This is a genomic window from Bradyrhizobium sp. FW305-F6 (genome assembly GCF_058782905.1).
This window is the reverse complement of record NZ_JBYSYD010000001.1, coordinates 856638-871674: the sequence shown is the minus strand read 5'-3', so window position 1 is coordinate 871674 and position 15037 is coordinate 856638. Positions and strand designations below refer to the sequence as shown.

17 protein-coding genes and 1 pseudogene are annotated in these 15037 nt (G+C 63.0%); 10 read left to right on the top strand and 8 right to left on the bottom strand.

The window, feature by feature from the left end:
• Nucleotides 1–277: 277 nt before the first annotated feature.
• Nucleotides 278–1537 carry a serine hydrolase domain-containing protein gene (locus AC3WLX_RS04315; protein WP_492334816.1) on the top strand — a complete coding sequence of 420 codons (1260 nt, stop codon included), beginning with the start codon at nucleotides 278–280 and terminating at the stop codon, nucleotides 1535–1537.
• A 133-nt stretch (nucleotides 1538–1670) separates the two neighbouring features.
• Here the strand turns inward: AC3WLX_RS04315 and AC3WLX_RS04310 are convergent, their stop codons facing one another.
• Nucleotides 1671–2015: an AraC family ligand binding domain-containing protein gene (locus AC3WLX_RS04310; protein ID WP_492334815.1), complete on the bottom strand. Its 345-nt coding sequence runs from the start codon at nucleotides 2013–2015 to the stop codon at nucleotides 1671–1673.
• A 175-nt stretch (nucleotides 2016–2190) separates the two neighbouring features.
• On the opposite strand from AC3WLX_RS04310, the gene AC3WLX_RS04305 reads away from it, so the two are divergent.
• Nucleotides 2191–2853: an SRPBCC family protein gene (locus AC3WLX_RS04305; protein WP_291620485.1), complete on the top strand. Its 663-nt coding sequence runs from the start codon at nucleotides 2191–2193 to the stop codon at nucleotides 2851–2853.
• The gene (locus tag AC3WLX_RS04300) at nucleotides 2853–3215 is read left to right on the top strand and encodes an ArsR/SmtB family transcription factor (protein ID WP_492334814.1); all 363 of its coding nucleotides are present in this window, start codon (nucleotides 2853–2855) and stop codon (nucleotides 3213–3215) included. Before AC3WLX_RS04305 ends, AC3WLX_RS04300 begins: the two co-directional genes overlap by 1 nt.
• Before the next feature lie 120 nt (nucleotides 3216–3335).
• Here the strand turns inward: AC3WLX_RS04300 and AC3WLX_RS04295 are convergent, their stop codons facing one another.
• Nucleotides 3336–3836, bottom strand: coding sequence for a peptide deformylase (locus AC3WLX_RS04295; RefSeq protein ID WP_492334813.1), 501 nt, complete (start codon nucleotides 3834–3836; stop codon nucleotides 3336–3338).
• A 188-nt stretch (nucleotides 3837–4024) separates the two neighbouring features.
• On the opposite strand from AC3WLX_RS04295, the gene AC3WLX_RS04290 reads away from it, so the two are divergent.
• The 3 genes from AC3WLX_RS04290 to AC3WLX_RS04280 all read left to right on the top strand — a co-directional run bounded on the left by AC3WLX_RS04290 (nucleotide 4025) and on the right by AC3WLX_RS04280 (nucleotide 6683).
• Entirely contained in the window at nucleotides 4025–5305 is a 1281-nt protein-coding gene (locus AC3WLX_RS04290) for a hypothetical protein (RefSeq protein ID WP_492334812.1), read from the top strand.
• A gap of 132 nt (nucleotides 5306–5437) precedes the next feature.
• Nucleotides 5438–6022, top strand: coding sequence for a TetR/AcrR family transcriptional regulator (locus AC3WLX_RS04285; protein ID WP_492334811.1), 585 nt, complete (start codon nucleotides 5438–5440; stop codon nucleotides 6020–6022).
• 85 nt (nucleotides 6023–6107) lie between these two features.
• The gene (locus AC3WLX_RS04280) at nucleotides 6108–6683 is read left to right on the top strand and encodes a DUF308 domain-containing protein (protein WP_492334810.1); all 576 of its coding nucleotides are present in this window, start codon (nucleotides 6108–6110) and stop codon (nucleotides 6681–6683) included.
• A 13-nt stretch (nucleotides 6684–6696) separates the two neighbouring features.
• Here AC3WLX_RS04280 and AC3WLX_RS04275 read toward each other — a convergent pair whose 3' ends face one another.
• Nucleotides 6697–7152, bottom strand: a complete 456-nt coding sequence (locus AC3WLX_RS04275; RefSeq protein ID WP_492334809.1) for a cupin domain-containing protein — start codon at nucleotides 7150–7152, stop codon at nucleotides 6697–6699.
• A gap of 68 nt (nucleotides 7153–7220) precedes the next feature.
• Nucleotides 7221–8138, bottom strand: a complete 918-nt coding sequence (locus AC3WLX_RS04270; protein ID WP_291620494.1) for a LysR family transcriptional regulator — start codon at nucleotides 8136–8138, stop codon at nucleotides 7221–7223.
• Nucleotides 8139–8261: 123 nt separating this feature from the next.
• Here AC3WLX_RS04270 and AC3WLX_RS04265 point away from each other — a divergent pair, with 123 nt between their 5' ends.
• Both AC3WLX_RS04265 and AC3WLX_RS04260 read left to right on the top strand, forming a co-directional pair.
• Nucleotides 8262–8813, top strand: coding sequence for a hypothetical protein (locus AC3WLX_RS04265; protein ID WP_492335913.1), 552 nt, complete (start codon nucleotides 8262–8264; stop codon nucleotides 8811–8813).
• A pseudogene (locus AC3WLX_RS04260) lies at nucleotides 8810–9127 on the top strand (alcohol dehydrogenase catalytic domain-containing protein); the annotation flags it as partial. The gene AC3WLX_RS04265 and the pseudogene AC3WLX_RS04260, both read left to right, overlap by 4 nt.
• 272 nt (nucleotides 9128–9399) lie before the next feature.
• Here the strand turns inward: AC3WLX_RS04260 and AC3WLX_RS04255 are convergent.
• Together AC3WLX_RS04255 and AC3WLX_RS04250 are read right to left on the bottom strand one after the other, a co-directional pair.
• Nucleotides 9400–10632, bottom strand: a complete 1233-nt coding sequence (locus tag AC3WLX_RS04255) for an HlyD family secretion protein (RefSeq protein WP_492334808.1) — start codon at nucleotides 10630–10632, stop codon at nucleotides 9400–9402.
• On the bottom strand, nucleotides 10625–11113 hold the full coding sequence (locus AC3WLX_RS04250; RefSeq protein ID WP_492334807.1) for a hypothetical protein: 489 nt from the start codon (nucleotides 11111–11113) through the stop codon (nucleotides 10625–10627). The genes AC3WLX_RS04255 and AC3WLX_RS04250 overlap by 8 nt, the downstream gene beginning before the upstream one ends.
• 506 nt (nucleotides 11114–11619) lie before the next feature.
• On the opposite strand from AC3WLX_RS04250, the gene AC3WLX_RS04245 reads away from it, so the two are divergent.
• Together AC3WLX_RS04245 and AC3WLX_RS04240 are read left to right on the top strand one after the other, a co-directional pair.
• The gene (locus AC3WLX_RS04245; RefSeq protein WP_492334806.1) at nucleotides 11620–12147 is read left to right on the top strand and encodes a zinc-binding dehydrogenase; all 528 of its coding nucleotides are present in this window, start codon (nucleotides 11620–11622) and stop codon (nucleotides 12145–12147) included.
• 299 nt (nucleotides 12148–12446) lie between these two features.
• Nucleotides 12447–13667, top strand: coding sequence for an MFS transporter (locus AC3WLX_RS04240; protein ID WP_492334805.1), 1221 nt, complete (start codon nucleotides 12447–12449; stop codon nucleotides 13665–13667).
• Between the two features lie 21 nt (nucleotides 13668–13688).
• Here the strand turns inward: AC3WLX_RS04240 and AC3WLX_RS04235 are convergent, their stop codons facing one another.
• Both AC3WLX_RS04235 and AC3WLX_RS04230 read right to left on the bottom strand, forming a co-directional pair.
• Nucleotides 13689–14075 (bottom strand): ester cyclase, encoded by a 387-nt coding sequence (locus AC3WLX_RS04235; RefSeq protein ID WP_492334804.1) that lies wholly within the window; start codon nucleotides 14073–14075, stop codon nucleotides 13689–13691.
• Between the two features lie 55 nt (nucleotides 14076–14130).
• Entirely contained in the window at nucleotides 14131–15003 is an 873-nt protein-coding gene (locus AC3WLX_RS04230) for a bifunctional helix-turn-helix transcriptional regulator/GNAT family N-acetyltransferase (RefSeq protein WP_492334803.1), read from the bottom strand.
• Nucleotides 15004–15037: the final 34 nt, after the last annotated feature.

Here is a 15037-nt window from a genome sequence, read left to right as displayed (position 1 = left end):
GCGCATGTCTCAAACCTTGCGGCAATGGCTGTGGTTCGTTGCGCTATGGGCCGCGGGCGTGATCGCGCTGCTGGCGGTTGCAATGCCGATCCGATGGCTGCTCAAGACTGGGTAGAAAAGCTGCCGCACCCTCGATCTTCTGGGCTCACCTCGCCAAGCTCGATCTGGTCGCTGCTTGCTGTCCTGTCCGCGCGGAGGCGCCCGGCGGAAACGTCGGATCTCCGTCACGGCCGCTCGTGATACGACATCCGCATCGTCACTTCCGGAGCCCGCCTTGATGTCCGTCGCGACTGCCGCTAGCCAGCTTCCCGCCACTGCCGTTGAAACTGACCCCGAGACCCTCGGCTGGATGCGCGGCTTCCCGCCGTCGCCGGACCGGCTCATCACCTTCCAGGACGGCTCCTTCCGCAATTTCCCCGAGCTGCGCTGGGCCTGGAGTAACATCCGGCAACTGGTGCCGACGGTGAATGTCTGGCGCGGCGCGGGGCCCGCATCACCTCTGCCGCGCGCGGAGCAGGATATCGGCGCGGTCGCCTCGACCACGATGGACGGCCGGCCCATGACCTTCGCGAAGATGCTGGAGGAGACCTACACCGACGGCATCGCCGTGCTGCATCGGGGCAAGCTGATCTATGAGCGCTATTTCGGCGCCTTGAAGCCGCAGAAGCCGCATATCGCGATGTCCGTGACGAAGTCGTTCACCGGCGTGATCGCCGGCATTCTGGTTGCCGAGGGCAAGATCGATCCGCAGGCGCCGGTCACGGATTACGTGCCCGAGCTGAAGCCAAGCGCGTTCGGCGATGCGCGCGTGCACGAAGTCATGGATATGACCACGGGGCTCGCCTACACCGAAATCTACACCGACAAGAATTCCGACGTGTGGGGCCTCAGGCGTGCCAACGGCATGGCGCCGATCCCGCCGGACTACGACGGCCCGACCAACATTTTCGATTTCCTCGTCGCCCAGACAAAGCAGGGCGAGCACGGCAAGGCCTTCGCCTACAAGACTGTCAACACCGACGTGCTGGCGTGGATCAACAGGCGCGCCAGCGGCCTGACACTGTCGGAGCTCTTGTCCGAGCGGATCTGGCAGCCGATGGGTGCGGAGGAGGACGCGTATTATCACGTCGACCGCATCGGCACCGAGAGCGGCGGCGGCGGGCTCTCCACCACCTTGCGCGATCTCGCCCGTTTCGGCGAGACCATGCGCGATCACGGCCGCTTCAATGGCCGGCAGATCGTGCCGTCGCAGGTCGTCGAGGACATCGCGCGCGGCGGCGATCCCGAGAAATTCAAGCCGGCCGGCTACACCACGCTGCCGGGCGCGTCCTACCGCAATCAATGGTGGGTCACGCACAACGCGCACGGCGCCTACATGGCGCGCGGCGTCTACGGCCAGGGCATCTACATCGACCCCAAGGCCGAGATGGTGATCGCGCGCTACGCCTCGCATCCCATGGCCGGCAACGCCGCCAACGATCCCGTGACCCTGCCGGCCTACATGGCGCTGGCGAAGGCGCTGATCGACGGTGCGTAGGGTGGATTAGCCAGCGGTTGCGCGAAGCGCAGCCGCCGGCGTAATTTACCTTCTCTCGTCGTGCCGTGCTGCTAGATGGCGGATTACGCTTCGCTAATCCGCCCTACAGGCTGTCAGCGCCGCGCCTGAGCCCTCACGCCTCCTGCCAATGCGGATAGGTGACGTAGGCGGTGACGGCGCCTTGCTCATGCGAGCGGATCATGACCGTCTCGCCCTTCGGCATATGGACGATCTCGCCGGGCCCCGCGGTGACGGTGCTGCCGTTGCTCGTGACCGACAGCTTGCCTTCGAGCACGATCATGACGTCGTCGACCTTCATCGTCTCCTCGAGATTCTGGTTCGGCGCGTAGCGGCCGAAGCCGATCGTGATCGGTGCGTCGTGGCGCTGGTCGATTACATTGCCGGCGAAGATATCGCCGTCCTGTCCCGGTGAGCGTTCGAGCGAAGCGTCGGCAAGGGCGAATTTGCGTACTTTCATGAGGTCGTTCCGTCTTGTGTGGCTGGGAAAGCACGAATCGACGCCGTGGCCGTTGTTTGGTTCGCTTCGACGCACGAGGCGGTTTGACGCAGCGGAACATCCAAAATATAATCATTGACTTATATAAGTGGAGACCGATATTGCCTCGGCAGGAGAACGCCAGGGAGAACCCAAAATGCAGATCGACGTCGCCCGGGTCTTGGGGCTTGTGACGCGCTCGGTGAGGAGCTTCGACAAGGACGGCAAGCCGGCGAGCGCGGTTACGCTGACGCGGCTCTACGACACCAGCGTCGACGATCTCTGGGACGCCGTCACCTCCAGGGAGCGCATTCAGCGCTGGTTTGCGCCGGTGGAAGGCGACCTTCGCCTTGGCGGACGATACCAGGTCAAGGGCAATGCCGGCGGCACCATCACGTCCTGCACGCCGCCGACCCACTTCGCCGCAACCTGGGAATTCGGCGGCGCCACGAGCTGGATCGACGTCACGCTGAGCGGAGAGCGAAGCCAGGCGCGTTTGACGCTCGAGCACACCGCTATCATCGAGGATCATTGGAATCAGTTCGGCCCGGGTGCGGTCGGCATCGGCTGGGACCTCGCGCTGGCGGGGCTGGAGCGATATCTTGCGACCGGGGCATCGGTCGACCATGAAGCGGCCGAGGCCTGGATGGTGTCGGCCGAGGGCAAGGACTTCATGACCACGAGCGGAGAGCATTGGCGTGCGGCGCATGTCGCAAGCGGGGTCGATCCCGGCGAAGCGAAGCAGCGCTCGGACCGCACCATCGCCTTTTATCGCGGCGAGATGCCGCCCGACATCGTTCATCCCGGCACAGGAAGCTGATGCACGTCTTCGAAGTCCTCGCCGATCCCGTGCGCCGCCGCATCCTCGAGCTGCTGGCACGAGGCGAATTGGCATCCGGTGAGGTCGTCGAACTGATCGGCGCCGAGTTCGGCATCACCCAGGCGGCCGTCTCGCAGCACCTCAAGGTGCTCAGAGAGAGCGGCTTCGCCACCGTTCGCGCCGAGGCGCAAAGGCGCCTCTATTCGGTCGACGCCGCGGGGCTGCAGGCGGTCGACGCTTGGGTCGGCCAATTCAGAACCTTCTGGGAGCCGAAGCTGGACGCGCTCGCGACCCAGATCGCCCGTGGCAAGCGCGAGCGTCGCAACGCGCCGATCGTCAAGCGGAGCGGGAAGAGGGCTTGAGGGCATGGATGAGAAGGGTAGGGTGAATTAGCCGGCGGCTGCGCAAAGCGCAGTCGGCGGCGTGATCCACCACTTGCTAAGCCGTGCTGGGATTGGTGGATTACGCTTCGCTAATCCACCCTACGACCCCCGCGACATCTTCTCATACTTCTTCACCAGCCGCTCCCGCTTCAGCCGCGACAGCCGCTGGATCCAGAACATCCCGTCGAGCTGGTCGATCTCGTGCTGGTGGCACACCGCGCGCAGGCCGTCCGATTCCTCGCTCCGCACATTGCCCTCGATATCCTGATAGCTGATGCGCACCCGCGCGTGGCGCTGCACGTCCTCGTTCAACCCCGGCATCGAGACGCTGCCCTCGCGATGCATGATCATCTCGGGCGAAGCCCATGTGATCTCCGGATTGACGTAGGTCCGCGGCCCGTCCTTGGCGTCGAGCTCGAGAACGACCACGCGCAAGGGCACGCCGATATGCGGCGCGGTGATGCCGATGCCGGGCGCGGCGCGCATCGTGTCGAGCAGATCCTGCGCGAGCTGGCGCAAGCCGTCGTCGAACGCGGTGAGGGGGCGGGCCGGCAGCGCAAGCCGGCGGTCGGGATAGCGGAGGATGGGGCGGATGGTCATGCTCGGGTCGATCAATGCAGGCGTGAAGCAGTTTTGACAGTTCCGGAGGCGACCAGGCGCTCTTCGTCATTGCGCTTGTGATCGGCCTCTTGTAACTCTTGGTTGTATATATTTCGGCATTTCAGGGGACGGACCCGGGCCACCGATTTCTTCATTTGTAAAGCTAGGTTTTTCTTTTGGGGGCAGACATGAGCATTGCCGTTAGCACCGGCAAGGGGGGATATCCCGTACCGGCACCGGATTTTCTGACCAGGTACTCCTTGGCGATTTGCTGTGTGATTGGACCATTGTTGCTGGGCTATTTGGCGCCGAACCGCGTTGCCGATGTGCTCATGCCGCTGACCGACAAACCTGTCGTCAATTTCATCCTCCCGAACCCCGCGGGCGATTCGGCTTCAAAGATAGGGAAGCTGAAAGCCACTCATGCCGACAAGCAAAAGTCCTTGAGCGACAAGCAGGTTCGGCTCGAAAAGCTGGAAGCGTCGGGCGCTGCGTCGGAGAAGCAGAAGGATGATGCAAGGGCTGCGGTCGACGGCGCGCAGACCGCAGCAGCGGCGGCCAAAGCCGACCTCGACAAAGCAGAAGAAGGCCGGAACGCCGAAGTGACCATCGCTCAATCCACGCAAATTGCGAACACGCTGACTGCCCGATACAATTATGCCGCGTCCAGCGGCATACTGTATCTCGTGTGTGCGGCAACCTTGCTGCTCGGTGGATCCCTCGTTTTCCGTCGTAGTAGAATGTTGTTTTTCGTCGGCCTGACGCTTTGCCTCATTCTCGCGTGGTGGGTCACCAAAGAGCCGACTGCTTATGCCAACGCGGGTCAAACATTCCTCAAGGCCTTGCTGAACCAGGCCGATCAGAACACCGGCGTCTTTGGGCCGCTGTTAGCTTCGTACAAGAGCGGGACGTCCTTCCAGGTCAGCGAGGCCATCAAGCTGGTCATCGACATCAATACATTTGTCGGACTTCTGGCCGTTGGCGTAGCCCTGCTGGCGTTCGCCGTACTTTGCGGCCCCGAGGAAAAGCCCTCCCTGCCAAGTCTCGAAGAGCGAAAGTCAAATCTCCAGCGAATGATCATGCTCAGCTCGGCCATCCTGGTAGTTGCGACCTTCGCAAGCAAGGTGGTGATGGATTGGCCGCTCGGCCTGATCGTCGCGGCGCAGGCAGAAGCTCTGAAACCTCTCGCGAATGCTCTCACCAGTCATCTGGGCATGACAGGAACAATAGCCCTGTTCGCGGCGGCTGCCCCTGCGTTGGCCGGCTGGTACCTGGATGTGCGGCGCTATCGGCTTGATCCGGCAAACGCGATCGCAGATCAAAAACAGGGTCCGGACAAGCTGGAGTTTGGAATTCCGGCCGCGGTGACGAGCATCATCGCCATTCTGGGACCGGCATTGACGTCTCCAGTCTTTGCCACCTTCAAGACGATCGTCGAAATGCTTGCTGGAAACAAAAGCGGCGGTTGACGCGCGTAGCAAGCCGCCCGATGTGACCTGTGGGTCTGGTAGAAGGCGTGTGTCCGATCGTCACGCTACCACTCACGCATCGTTGATGCACTCCGTCTTGCAAATCTACCAACTGGAAGGTAGATAGACAGTATGAATAACACCTCTTCCACGGCCGACGATATCCTCGCCTGTGCGCGCACGTTGATCATCGCGGGCGGCTACAACGGCTTCAGCTACGCCGACATCGCCGATGTCGTCGGCATCCGCAAGCCCAGCATCCACCACCATTTCGCGAGCAAGGTCGATCTGGTCCGCACCCTCGTGTCGCGCTATCGCGAAGAGGCCCAGGCAGGACTGTCGGCGCTCGAGCGCAACGTCTCGGATCCCGCCGAGCAGCTGAGGAGCTATCTCGGTTACTGGGAAGCGTGCATCAAGGATGCGACGGCGCCGTTCTGCGTCTGCGCGCTGCTGGCCAGCGAGCTTCCGATCCTGCCCGAGGAGGTGGCGCTCGAAGTCCGGGCTCACTTCCGCTCCCTGGCCTCCTGGCTGACCGTGGTATTGGAGCGCGGCAAGCGGCAGGGGCGGTTGCAGCTTGCCGGCACGGCGCGGGTCGAGGCCGAGGGATTCATGGCGACCGTTCACGGCGCCATGCTGTCGGCCCGTGCCTATGGCGATCCCAAGATGTTCGGCACCATCACCCGGCCGTTGCTGGACCGGCTTTCCACCAGGCACTGACGGATCGATACGGCCGCAACGCATTGCGGTGGCGCGACCATCCATTTCGCAACGAAACTACCAACTAGTAGGTAAGGAGAAGAGAATGAGGACTTACGAAATCGCCGCCGATACGACCGATACGCAATGGCTCAGGCACTATTACTTCCTGCGCGCCGCCTTTTCCGTCGGTTGGGTCATTGCGGCCTTTGCGATCGCGCCGTCGTCGGCGGTGATCGCAGCAGCATTGCTCATTGTCTATCCCGCATGGGACGCTGCGGCCAACTATCTCGACGCGCTCCGGAGCGGCGGGTTGAACCAGAACCGCACCCAGGGCCTGAACGTGCTGGTGAGCTTGGCAACCACCATCGCGGTGATCCTCGCCTTGCAGGTCAGCATGAACTGGGTGCTCGGGATCTTCGGAGCCTGGGCGATCCTGTCCGGCTTGCTCCAGCTCGGCACGGCCGTGCGGCGCTGGAAGCGTTTCGGCGCGCAATGGGCCATGGTGCTCAGCGGCGGCCAGTCAGCCCTGGCGGGCGGCTTCTTCATCTTCCAGGCCACGATGCCTGCGGTGCCGTCGATCGCGAATGTCGCGGGCTATGCCGCGGTCGGTGCGCTCTACTTCCTGGTCTCGGCGGTCTGGCTCACCGTTAGCACGTGGCGCCGCAGCGCGGCTGTGTGAGCGCTGTGTCGCTTTACGGATACGGCGTGCCGTCCTTGTGCAGGAAGCGGCCGTCGGATGCCGGGCTCATCATGTCGATGTCGGAGCAGGTAATGAGGTCGGCTTGCGAGCGCGAGCCGACCTCGAGATAGATCGCCGTCATGTTCGACCTGTTGATCATGTGATGACCGTTGCCGCTGGCCTTCGCGAACGCGGCGCAATCGCCGGCGCGCAGCACGGTTTCGCTGCCGTCCTCGATCAGCGTCACTTCGCCTTCGAGGATGTAGACGAACTCGTCCTCGTGCGAATGCCAGTGCCGCTGGCTCGACCAGCTGCCCGGCGGCAGGCGCATCAAATTGACGCCGAAATCAGTCAAGCCTCCGGCATCGCCGAGCCGCTTGCGGATACGTTCGGCGCAGGGCCCGGCGAAGGGCGCCGGATAGCCGGAGCCCTCGCGTGCCGGCACGGCGGCGATGTCGATCTTCGGCATGGAGCGATTTCCTGCAATTCAGCGCAAAGACGATGGGGCGGGTGGTCATGATGTAACTGGCGTCGGTACTACGTCCACACCGGCGGCGACCCGATTGTTTCCCGCAATGCGGCAGTCAGGATCGTCAGTTTGGCAGACGGCTGGGCCAAGGCTCGCAACAGATAGACGCCGGCCTTCGCCTCATTCCACCGTTCGTCGTCGAGCCGGATTCGTTTCAACGAACCGGCGCGTACATCCGCTCCGACAACCCAGTCTGCCAGGAATGCGATGCCGATGCCGGCGAGTGCCGCGAGCCGCATCGCTTCGAAGTCGTCGCACCGAAACACGGCTTGCGGTCCGGGCGCCGCGCCCGCGGGGTGACCAAGGACGTCCGACCAGCCCAGCAGGTCGGCGCCATGTAGTTTATCAATCAGCCGATGGCCAGTGAGGTTCTTCCCTTCGGTCGGTGTGCCGTGACGATCGAGATAAGCAGGAGTGGCGACCAACATCCTGTTCTGTGATGCCAGCTTGGTCGCGATGAGAGTGCTGTCGGCGAGTTCGCCGATCCGGATCACGGCGTCGAGCCGCTCCAGCACGGGATCAGCGAGCCTTTCCGTGAGATCGAGCTCGACCGTGAGGCCGGGATGATCCCGCATGATCGATTCCAGTGTGGGGACCACGTAGCGCTTGCCAAAGGTCGGAAAGCACGCAAGGCGAAGAACTCCGGCTACCGCACCATCGAACGCGGCGATCTCGGCGTGCGTGTCGGCGAGGTCGTCGAGCAACCGCTGCGCGCGTTCGAACAATCGCTCTCCGGCGTCCGTCACCGCGAGTGCGCGGGTCGAGCGCACCAGCAGGGGCACCCCGACGCTGTGTTCGAGCGCGTCGATCTGCCTGACGATGGCCGAGGGTGTCACGCCGCGATGACGTGCGGCGCTGGAGAAACTCCCGCCACGAACGACGTCAACATAGATGGCCAGATGTTCCGCAAAACGCGGGTCTTTCATCTTTGCGCCTCTCGCAAAACGGTTTCGAGCTCAACGCTCATTATCATCAATCCGCACAGGCCGTATATCCTCTCTGAAAGGCGGGCTTGCCGAGCCCAAGCCTTTGAATCAAAGGAGATTATCATGAAGGTTCTCGATCGCATCCTGTCTCAATCGGCCTATAGCGCGGTGATTGATATGCCGCTCGACCGGGTGGATATCGCCGAATGGCTGTTCACGCTCTCCGAGGCCGAATATCTGCGCTGCTGCCCGCCTGACCACATTGCGGCCGGCGTCAGCACCACGGACGACGGACGCCGCATGATGATCAATGTCGAGCAGATCGGCGCGGGGCTCGTGATCCAGCACTATGTCGCGGAAGAGGCCGGCAAGACCTACTGCCGAATGAATTCGATCTCGGACGTGTTTACGACAAACGGCCGGACCCAGGTCAACGTGATCTGGGAGCTGAAGGCCGAATCCATGGATGACGGGCGCACACGCTATACGAACAGCGTCACGGCACATCCGACCGATGGCTTCATGGCGTTCCTGGACAAGCACGGCATTTCCCTCGAAGACGCCGCCAACGCGCGCCAAGCGGCCGGAAGCGACCACAATCGCCGAGAGACGCCGTTGTTCGCCGCCAGCATCGCGCGGCGCGCCAAGGCCCGTGCGCAGGAGCCGGCAAAGTGAAAGGCATCGTCTATGACGGCTTCGGTCCGGCGGAGGTTCTCCGCCTCGCCGAAGTGCCGGGGCCGGAGGTTCGTCCCCACGACCTGCTGGTGCGTGTGAAGGCGGCAGGCGTCAACCGCGCGGATATTCTCCAGCGAAACGGCGCCTACGGCAATCAGAGCTTTGGCGAAAGCACCCTGCTTGGCCTCGAACTGGCCGGTGAAGTCGTTGGCGTCGGCAGCGAAGTCGACGACGTGTCGATCGGGCAGCGTGTGATGGCGATCGTCGGCGGGGGGGCGTATGCCGAATTCGCCCGGGTCGACCGTCGCATGGCGATCAGCATCCCAGGCAATGTCTCGTTCGTCGAGGGGGCGGCAATCATGGAATCATTTGTGACGGCCGTCGAAGCGGTCTCACATGTTGCGGGCGTCGGGCAAGGTCAAACCGTCTTAGGACGCGTACTCATAAATCTTCGTCGATGTCCGGTTCGCCCCGACACCGACCGCCTTTGTGCAACCGCAGCAAATCTCGCAATGAGCCAACACCGGAAGTCGACTGCGCATTTGTGGGTTGCGGCTACGTCATCGCGATCAGCGTTCAAACTCAGTCAATGTCCGCTCAGCACCAGCGTTCTGATCGGCAGCACTAGCGCCTGGATGCGCAGCAGCATGGCGTGCACGATGCCAGTAGCGTCGACGGCGTGGAGCGCAACGCGCTTGAGGGTGCCGGTCTCTTTGGCATCAATAACATCGTGATTGCTGGTGTAGGCATTGGCCACACAACTACTGCCGGGCGTCACGCCTTCCAGCCCGCCCTTGTAGATCGGCTCCATGAAAACGAGAATGGTGCCGGGACGCGCGACCTGCTGCGCTTCGATCAGTTGTTCACCGCCCCTGAACTGGCCTGCCGCGATGTAGTCCTGCACACTGGTCACGACCATCGGAATGATCGTCCACGGCTTGGAAATGCAGGTGGCCTCGGCCACCATTCCGACCTTCATGATCTGAGCCTCGATCTGCCCAAACCCTGCCATGAGAGCACGCCGTCCAGCGCCCTCGGGAATAAGAACGCCAGCCGACCGTATCATTGGATTCACGATGTCCCCCGGCCGCAGTCCGAACTGTTCAACGCGACCGTCGACGCCTGCGCGAATGAAAGTCTTGTCCAGATCGACCTGCGCTTCGGCCAATGCCGCCTCTGCGCTTGCCTTTTCCGCCGGTAGCAAAGCGTCCAGCCGCGTCATTGCTGATTGTCTGGAGGAAGTTGCGGCGTCGAGGGTGCCCTGGCGACCTGCGACGGCCACGCCAAGCTTTTCTATGTCGCGCTGCGGAACGATTCCGGGGTTGCGCTTCTGTAATTCAGTTTTAGTATCCAACTCGTCCTGCGCCTGCTGCAGCGAGCTCTTTGCCTCCTGAAGCTGGCCTTCCGCCTTCATGACATCGGCCTGCGCCGCCAGCATGGCGGCATCGATCTCGGCGATCTTGCGCTTGGCCGTCAAGAGCGCGGCTTCCTGCTTGGCGCTGTCGAGCCTGAAAAGCACGTCACCTCGCTTTACGTCGGCGCTGACATCGACATGAACCTCCGCAACCCGGCCGGTGACTTCGGACACAATCGGAACGGTCCGATAGAACAACGTCGCCGACGTGGTGGACGGATGAAAATAGAAGATCATCGTAATGAGTGAGACCGTCAGCATCAGACAGGCGACGATGCCGAAGCGCAGTTCGAACCAGACCGAGTAGAGTGTGATTTCGTGCCCGAAGCGCTTCCCCTGCCGATAGCGGCGATAGAGATAGTCCGGAAGGATCGTGAAGGTGGCGCAGAGGAGGAGTTCAAGCATTGCCCGGCGTCCCCCGCTTGAGATCGCGCTCGATCCTGTTCTTGATCTCGTCCACGGCAGCGCTTGTCTTCGCCACGTCAGGCACTGTCGCCGGGTGAGGCGCAGTAAGATCCGGCGCTTCGGTAGCGTCCGGCTCCGGCGCAACACCGGCCATTCTTTCGACTGCCCCGGCGATCTTCCGCAGAGGTGTGCTGAAGTCCGGCAAGTCGATCATGGCGAGGAACAAGCCGATCACCCAGAACAGATGATTGTGCGTAAACAGCGCGAGAAGTCCAAGCACTGCCACGATTTCAAACTGAAACTTCTGCGACTTGTGGGCCATCCGCTCCGGCATCGTATGCAGGTGCAAATAGAAATTACCGACCATCACAACGGCGGCGATGAGAATAATGCCGATAACCACCATAAGGGTATCGGTGTCACCTGGAGCGGTGATGAAGCCCGGTAGATGATGGGGCGTAGCCGGATGCAGGTCGCTCACGCGCTACTCCTCCGATTGCTCAAATTTCAGACTGAGCTTTTGCGCCTACATACTCGCACAATGAGGATACTTGGCAAGCTGGCTTGCGGCGAGCGGTGTGCCAGCCTCTCAGGGTATCGCTACGACAATCAAGCTATTTCACCATCAGCGATCCGCGCCCTGAGGCGACAGGGACGACCACCAGCCCGAGATGGCGTGGAGGCGGACGCCGCACTTGATGAGAAGACCTCGCGACCATTTGGCGCGGAGTCGTTCGGGCGGAGGTCCCTTTCTGGCTCAAAGCGGCTATGTCAAACTAAACGGGGTGGACGTTCGCTCTACCTTTGACGACGGCGGTGCCCATTTTTTTCAGGCCGAGATCACACCGCATCGCAGCATGCTGTATCAGGCATTTTGCACCCTTCGCACTGCCTTGTCGTGCCTTTCCGATTTCTCGTGAAATCTGAACCACAGTCGACCCGCCTGGCTGAAAGTGAGATGATCGAGCATCGCCAGAACTTTCGGCCTTGCCGCATTTCGTTCCGGCCGCAGCCCATGCGCTCGGCGCCACCGTGTACGCGACGGCGAGCGCTTCGCGGTTGGCGGATGTCGGCAGCATCGGCGCCGCCGCTGTGATCGACTATCGTGCCGATGATTTCGAAAGCGTCGTCGCAAGGCTTACCGATCGTCGCGGCGCGGACGCCGTGATCGATTTCGTCGGCGGCGATTACCTTCCGCGCAACCTTCGCAGCCTTCGGCGTGGCGGGACCCTGGTTCAAGTCGGCATTTTGAGCGGCCAGCACGCCCCCTCGATTCCGCTCAACCTGCTGCTCCACAACCACTTGCGATTGGTGGGCACCGTGATGAAATCGCGAGGCGTGGACGAGAAGCGGGCGATGGTCCGTCGTTTCTCCGAAGGGTTTTTCCCGCTGTTTGAGTCGGGGGGGCTGAAACCGTTGGTCGACCAGGTGTTTCCGCTCAAGCGCGCCGCCGATGCCCATCGCAGCGTGGAGCGCGGCGGAGGATTCGGAAAGGTCGTGTTGGTGGTGGATTGAGCGCGGGCTGGATATCGTCCATGTGCACGAACGGGCCTCCCAAATTCGCTCATCTGAGCGCGCTGCTCCTGGGGACGATGCCATCGTCCCGGTGTTTTGCCCGACGGGTCAATCGTGGTCCCCGCTGAGAACACCATCCTCGCAAGTCATTGATCTCGCGAGGGCCCGCTACTGTGCATGGGGTTGTTTTTCGTGTTTTGTTCGGGTCGGGAAACCCTGCGACAAAAAATGGCATCAGCCTGTCGGTCGGCACAGTTCCCGTTCGTCTTCCAGGCGAGACAGACTGACCGGAGACCGAAATGCCTTCTTCGAATTATCGCTGGGTGATCGTCGCCGCCGGCGGCGTGCTCGGCTGCGTCGCGATCGGCGGCATGTTCTCGCTGCCGGTGTTTCTGCAGCCGATCGCGAAGGATACCGGCTGGTCGGTGACCGGCATCTCCAGCGCGATGACGATCGGCTTTCTGGCGATGGCCTTCACCAGCATGGTCTGGGGCACGCTGTCCGACCGGTTCGGGCCGCTGCCGGTCGTGCTGACGGGATCGGTCGTGCTGACGCTTAGCCTGTTCGCGGCGAGTTATGCGACGTCGCTGATCGTGTTCCAGTTCGTGTTCGGCCTCCTGGTCGGAGCGGCCTGTGCGGCCATCTTCGCGCCGATGATGGCGACCGTCACCGGCTGGTTCGACACCAACCGCGGGCTCGCCGTGTCGCTGGTCTCGGCCGGCATGGGCATGGCGCCCATGACGATGTCGCCGCTGGCGGCCTGGCTCGTCTCCGGCCACGACTGGCGTACCTCGATGCAGGTCATCGCTCTGGTGGTGGGCGCCATCATGATCCCGGCTTCGTTCCTGGTGCGCCGTCCGCCCGCGCTGGCGCAGGCCGCGGCGACACCCCCAGGCGACGGCGCTACGGTGCCTGAGATGTCGATGGGCGAGGCGCTGCGCTCGCCGCAATTCCTCATCCTGCTCGCCACCAACTTCTTCTGCTGCGCGACCCATTCCGGCCCGATCATCCACACCGTCAGCTATGCCGTGAGCTGCGGCATCCCGCTGGTCGCGGCGGTGACGATCTACAGCATCGAAGGCTTTGCCGGCCTCGGCGGGCGTATCGCCTTCGGCCTGATGGGCGACCGCTTCGGCGCCAAGCGCGTGCTGGTCTCGGGCCTGCTGCTGCAGGCCTTCGGCGCGCTCGCCTATGTCTTCGCGCATCAGCTCACGACGTTCTATGCGGTCGGCGCCATCTTCGGCTTCATCTATGCCGGCACCATGCCGCTCTATGCCGTGCTGATCCGCGAAAACTTCCCGCTCAAGATGATGGGCACGGTGATCGGCGGCACCGCGATGGCCGGCAGCCTCGGCATGGCGACCGGCCCTCTCGCGGGCGGCCTGATCTACGACGCCTTCTCCAGCTATGCCTGGCTCTACATCGCCTCCTGGGCGATGGGCATAGGGGCCTTCCTGATGGCAATGACGTTCCGCCCCTTCGCAAAGCCGCAAGGCGAGGTGGCGCCGGCGGCGGCGTGAATTCGAGATCGAGGCGCGGCGTCAGAGCTGTGCCTCGATCGCGGCCTTGTCGATCACCGACCAGACCTGCCGGATCTTGCCGTCGTGAAATTCGTAGAACACGTTTTCGCAGAAGGACACGCGCCGCCCGTCGACGGCAAGACCCATGAATGTCCCGGCTGGCGTGCAATCAAACTTCAGTCGGGCGGCGATGCGGGGAGGGGCGGAGATCAGCATCTCGATGTGGAATTGGAGGTCCGGGATCTGCCGAACGTCCCGTTCCAGCATTGCGCGATAGCCTGCCAGCCCGAGGGGTTGCGCGTTGTGGTTGACCTCGTCATGCACGAATTCTCCGAGGACCGGCCAGTCCCGCCGGTTCAGGCAGGCGATGTAGTCGCGGTAGGTGTCAGCGAGGTCGTCTTGCGTCATGTCGAAGCTCCCACGGCTTCGGCCTAACGCGCGAGGACCGCGAGCCGGTCCCGCATCAGAGGCGCTTTTCGAAGAAGAGGTCCGGATAGGGATCGTCGTTGAAGCGCGGGATCTCGCGCCAGCCCGTGCTGCGATAGAGTTGTCCGGCTTCGGAGAGCGCGCTGTTGGTGTCGAGCCGCAGCAGGGCGATGCCGAGCTCGCGCGCGGCGCTCTCGGCCGCATCCATCAGGCGGCGGCCGAGCCGCAGCCCGCGGGCGGCCGGCGCGACCCACAGCCGCTTGATCTCGGCGTAGCCATGATCGGTTCCCTTCAAGCCGACGCAGCCGACCGGCAGCGTATCCGACATCGCGACGATGAAGCTGCCGCGCGGGCGGCGCATGTCCTTGGCGTCGGGATCGCGCGACAGCGAGACGTCGAATCCCTGGCTGAAGCGGCGGCCGAGCTCGGCATAGTACTCGCCGAGGCAATAACGTGCTTCCTCGCACCGCGGATCCATCTCGTCCAGCGCCACGCGCTCGCGCGTCAGTGCCGAGGCGATCAGGTCCATCGCCGCCAGCAACGCAGCGCGCTGCGAATGTTGCGCGAGGAAGCCTTCGGCCTGCGCGTTCGACAGCGCCTCGTAGGCCGCGAACTCACGCTTGCCGGCCCGCGTCAATGTCGCGACACGCCGGCGCGCATCGTCCTGATGCGCTTCGGTCTCGACCAGCCCTTCGTCCTCGAGACTGCGCAGGAGGCGGCTCATCAGTCCGGAATCAAGGCCGAGATAGTCACGGATCTCCGCCACGTCGGAACGGCCATGCCCGATCGCATTGAGCACGCGTGCCGCACCGAGCGGGCGGCCACGGCCCAGGAACGAAGTGTCGAGCGCGCCGACGGCGGAGGTGACAGCGCGATTGAAGCGGCGAACGCGGGAGATAGGGTCGAGCATGATGTCTGACTTTAGTCAGATATATTGGCCTGTC

Bases quoted from the DNA above. Each gene is read 5' to 3' on its own strand.
- AC3WLX_RS04290 (WP_492334812.1), top strand. From the start codon at position 4,025: ATGAGCATTGCCGTTAGCACCGGCAAGGGGGGATATCCCGTACCGGCA.
- AC3WLX_RS04230 (WP_492334803.1), bottom strand. From the start codon at position 15,003: ATGCTCGACCCTATCTCCCGCGTTCGCCGCTTCAATCGCGCTGTCACC.
- AC3WLX_RS04305 (WP_291620485.1), top strand. From the start codon at position 2,191: ATGCAGATCGACGTCGCCCGGGTCTTGGGGCTTGTGACGCGCTCGGTG.
- AC3WLX_RS04315 (WP_492334816.1), top strand. From the start codon at position 278: ATGTCCGTCGCGACTGCCGCTAGCCAGCTTCCCGCCACTGCCGTTGAA.
- AC3WLX_RS04295 (WP_492334813.1), bottom strand. From the start codon at position 3,836: ATGACCATCCGCCCCATCCTCCGCTATCCCGACCGCCGGCTTGCGCTG.
- AC3WLX_RS04310 (WP_492334815.1), bottom strand. From the start codon at position 2,015: ATGAAAGTACGCAAATTCGCCCTTGCCGACGCTTCGCTCGAACGCTCA.
- AC3WLX_RS04285 (WP_492334811.1), top strand. From the start codon at position 5,438: ATGAATAACACCTCTTCCACGGCCGACGATATCCTCGCCTGTGCGCGC.
- AC3WLX_RS04270 (WP_291620494.1), bottom strand. From the start codon at position 8,138: ATGAAAGACCCGCGTTTTGCGGAACATCTGGCCATCTATGTTGACGTC.
- AC3WLX_RS04300 (WP_492334814.1), top strand. From the start codon at position 2,853: ATGCACGTCTTCGAAGTCCTCGCCGATCCCGTGCGCCGCCGCATCCTC.
- AC3WLX_RS04275 (WP_492334809.1), bottom strand. From the start codon at position 7,152: ATGCCGAAGATCGACATCGCCGCCGTGCCGGCACGCGAGGGCTCCGGC.
- AC3WLX_RS04235 (WP_492334804.1), bottom strand. From the start codon at position 14,075: ATGACGCAAGACGACCTCGCTGACACCTACCGCGACTACATCGCCTGC.
- AC3WLX_RS04255 (WP_492334808.1), bottom strand. From the start codon at position 10,632: ATGCTTGAACTCCTCCTCTGCGCCACCTTCACGATCCTTCCGGACTAT.
- AC3WLX_RS04280 (WP_492334810.1), top strand. From the start codon at position 6,108: ATGAGGACTTACGAAATCGCCGCCGATACGACCGATACGCAATGGCTC.
- AC3WLX_RS04240 (WP_492334805.1), top strand. From the start codon at position 12,447: ATGCCTTCTTCGAATTATCGCTGGGTGATCGTCGCCGCCGGCGGCGTG.
- AC3WLX_RS04265 (WP_492335913.1), top strand. From the start codon at position 8,262: ATGAAGGTTCTCGATCGCATCCTGTCTCAATCGGCCTATAGCGCGGTG.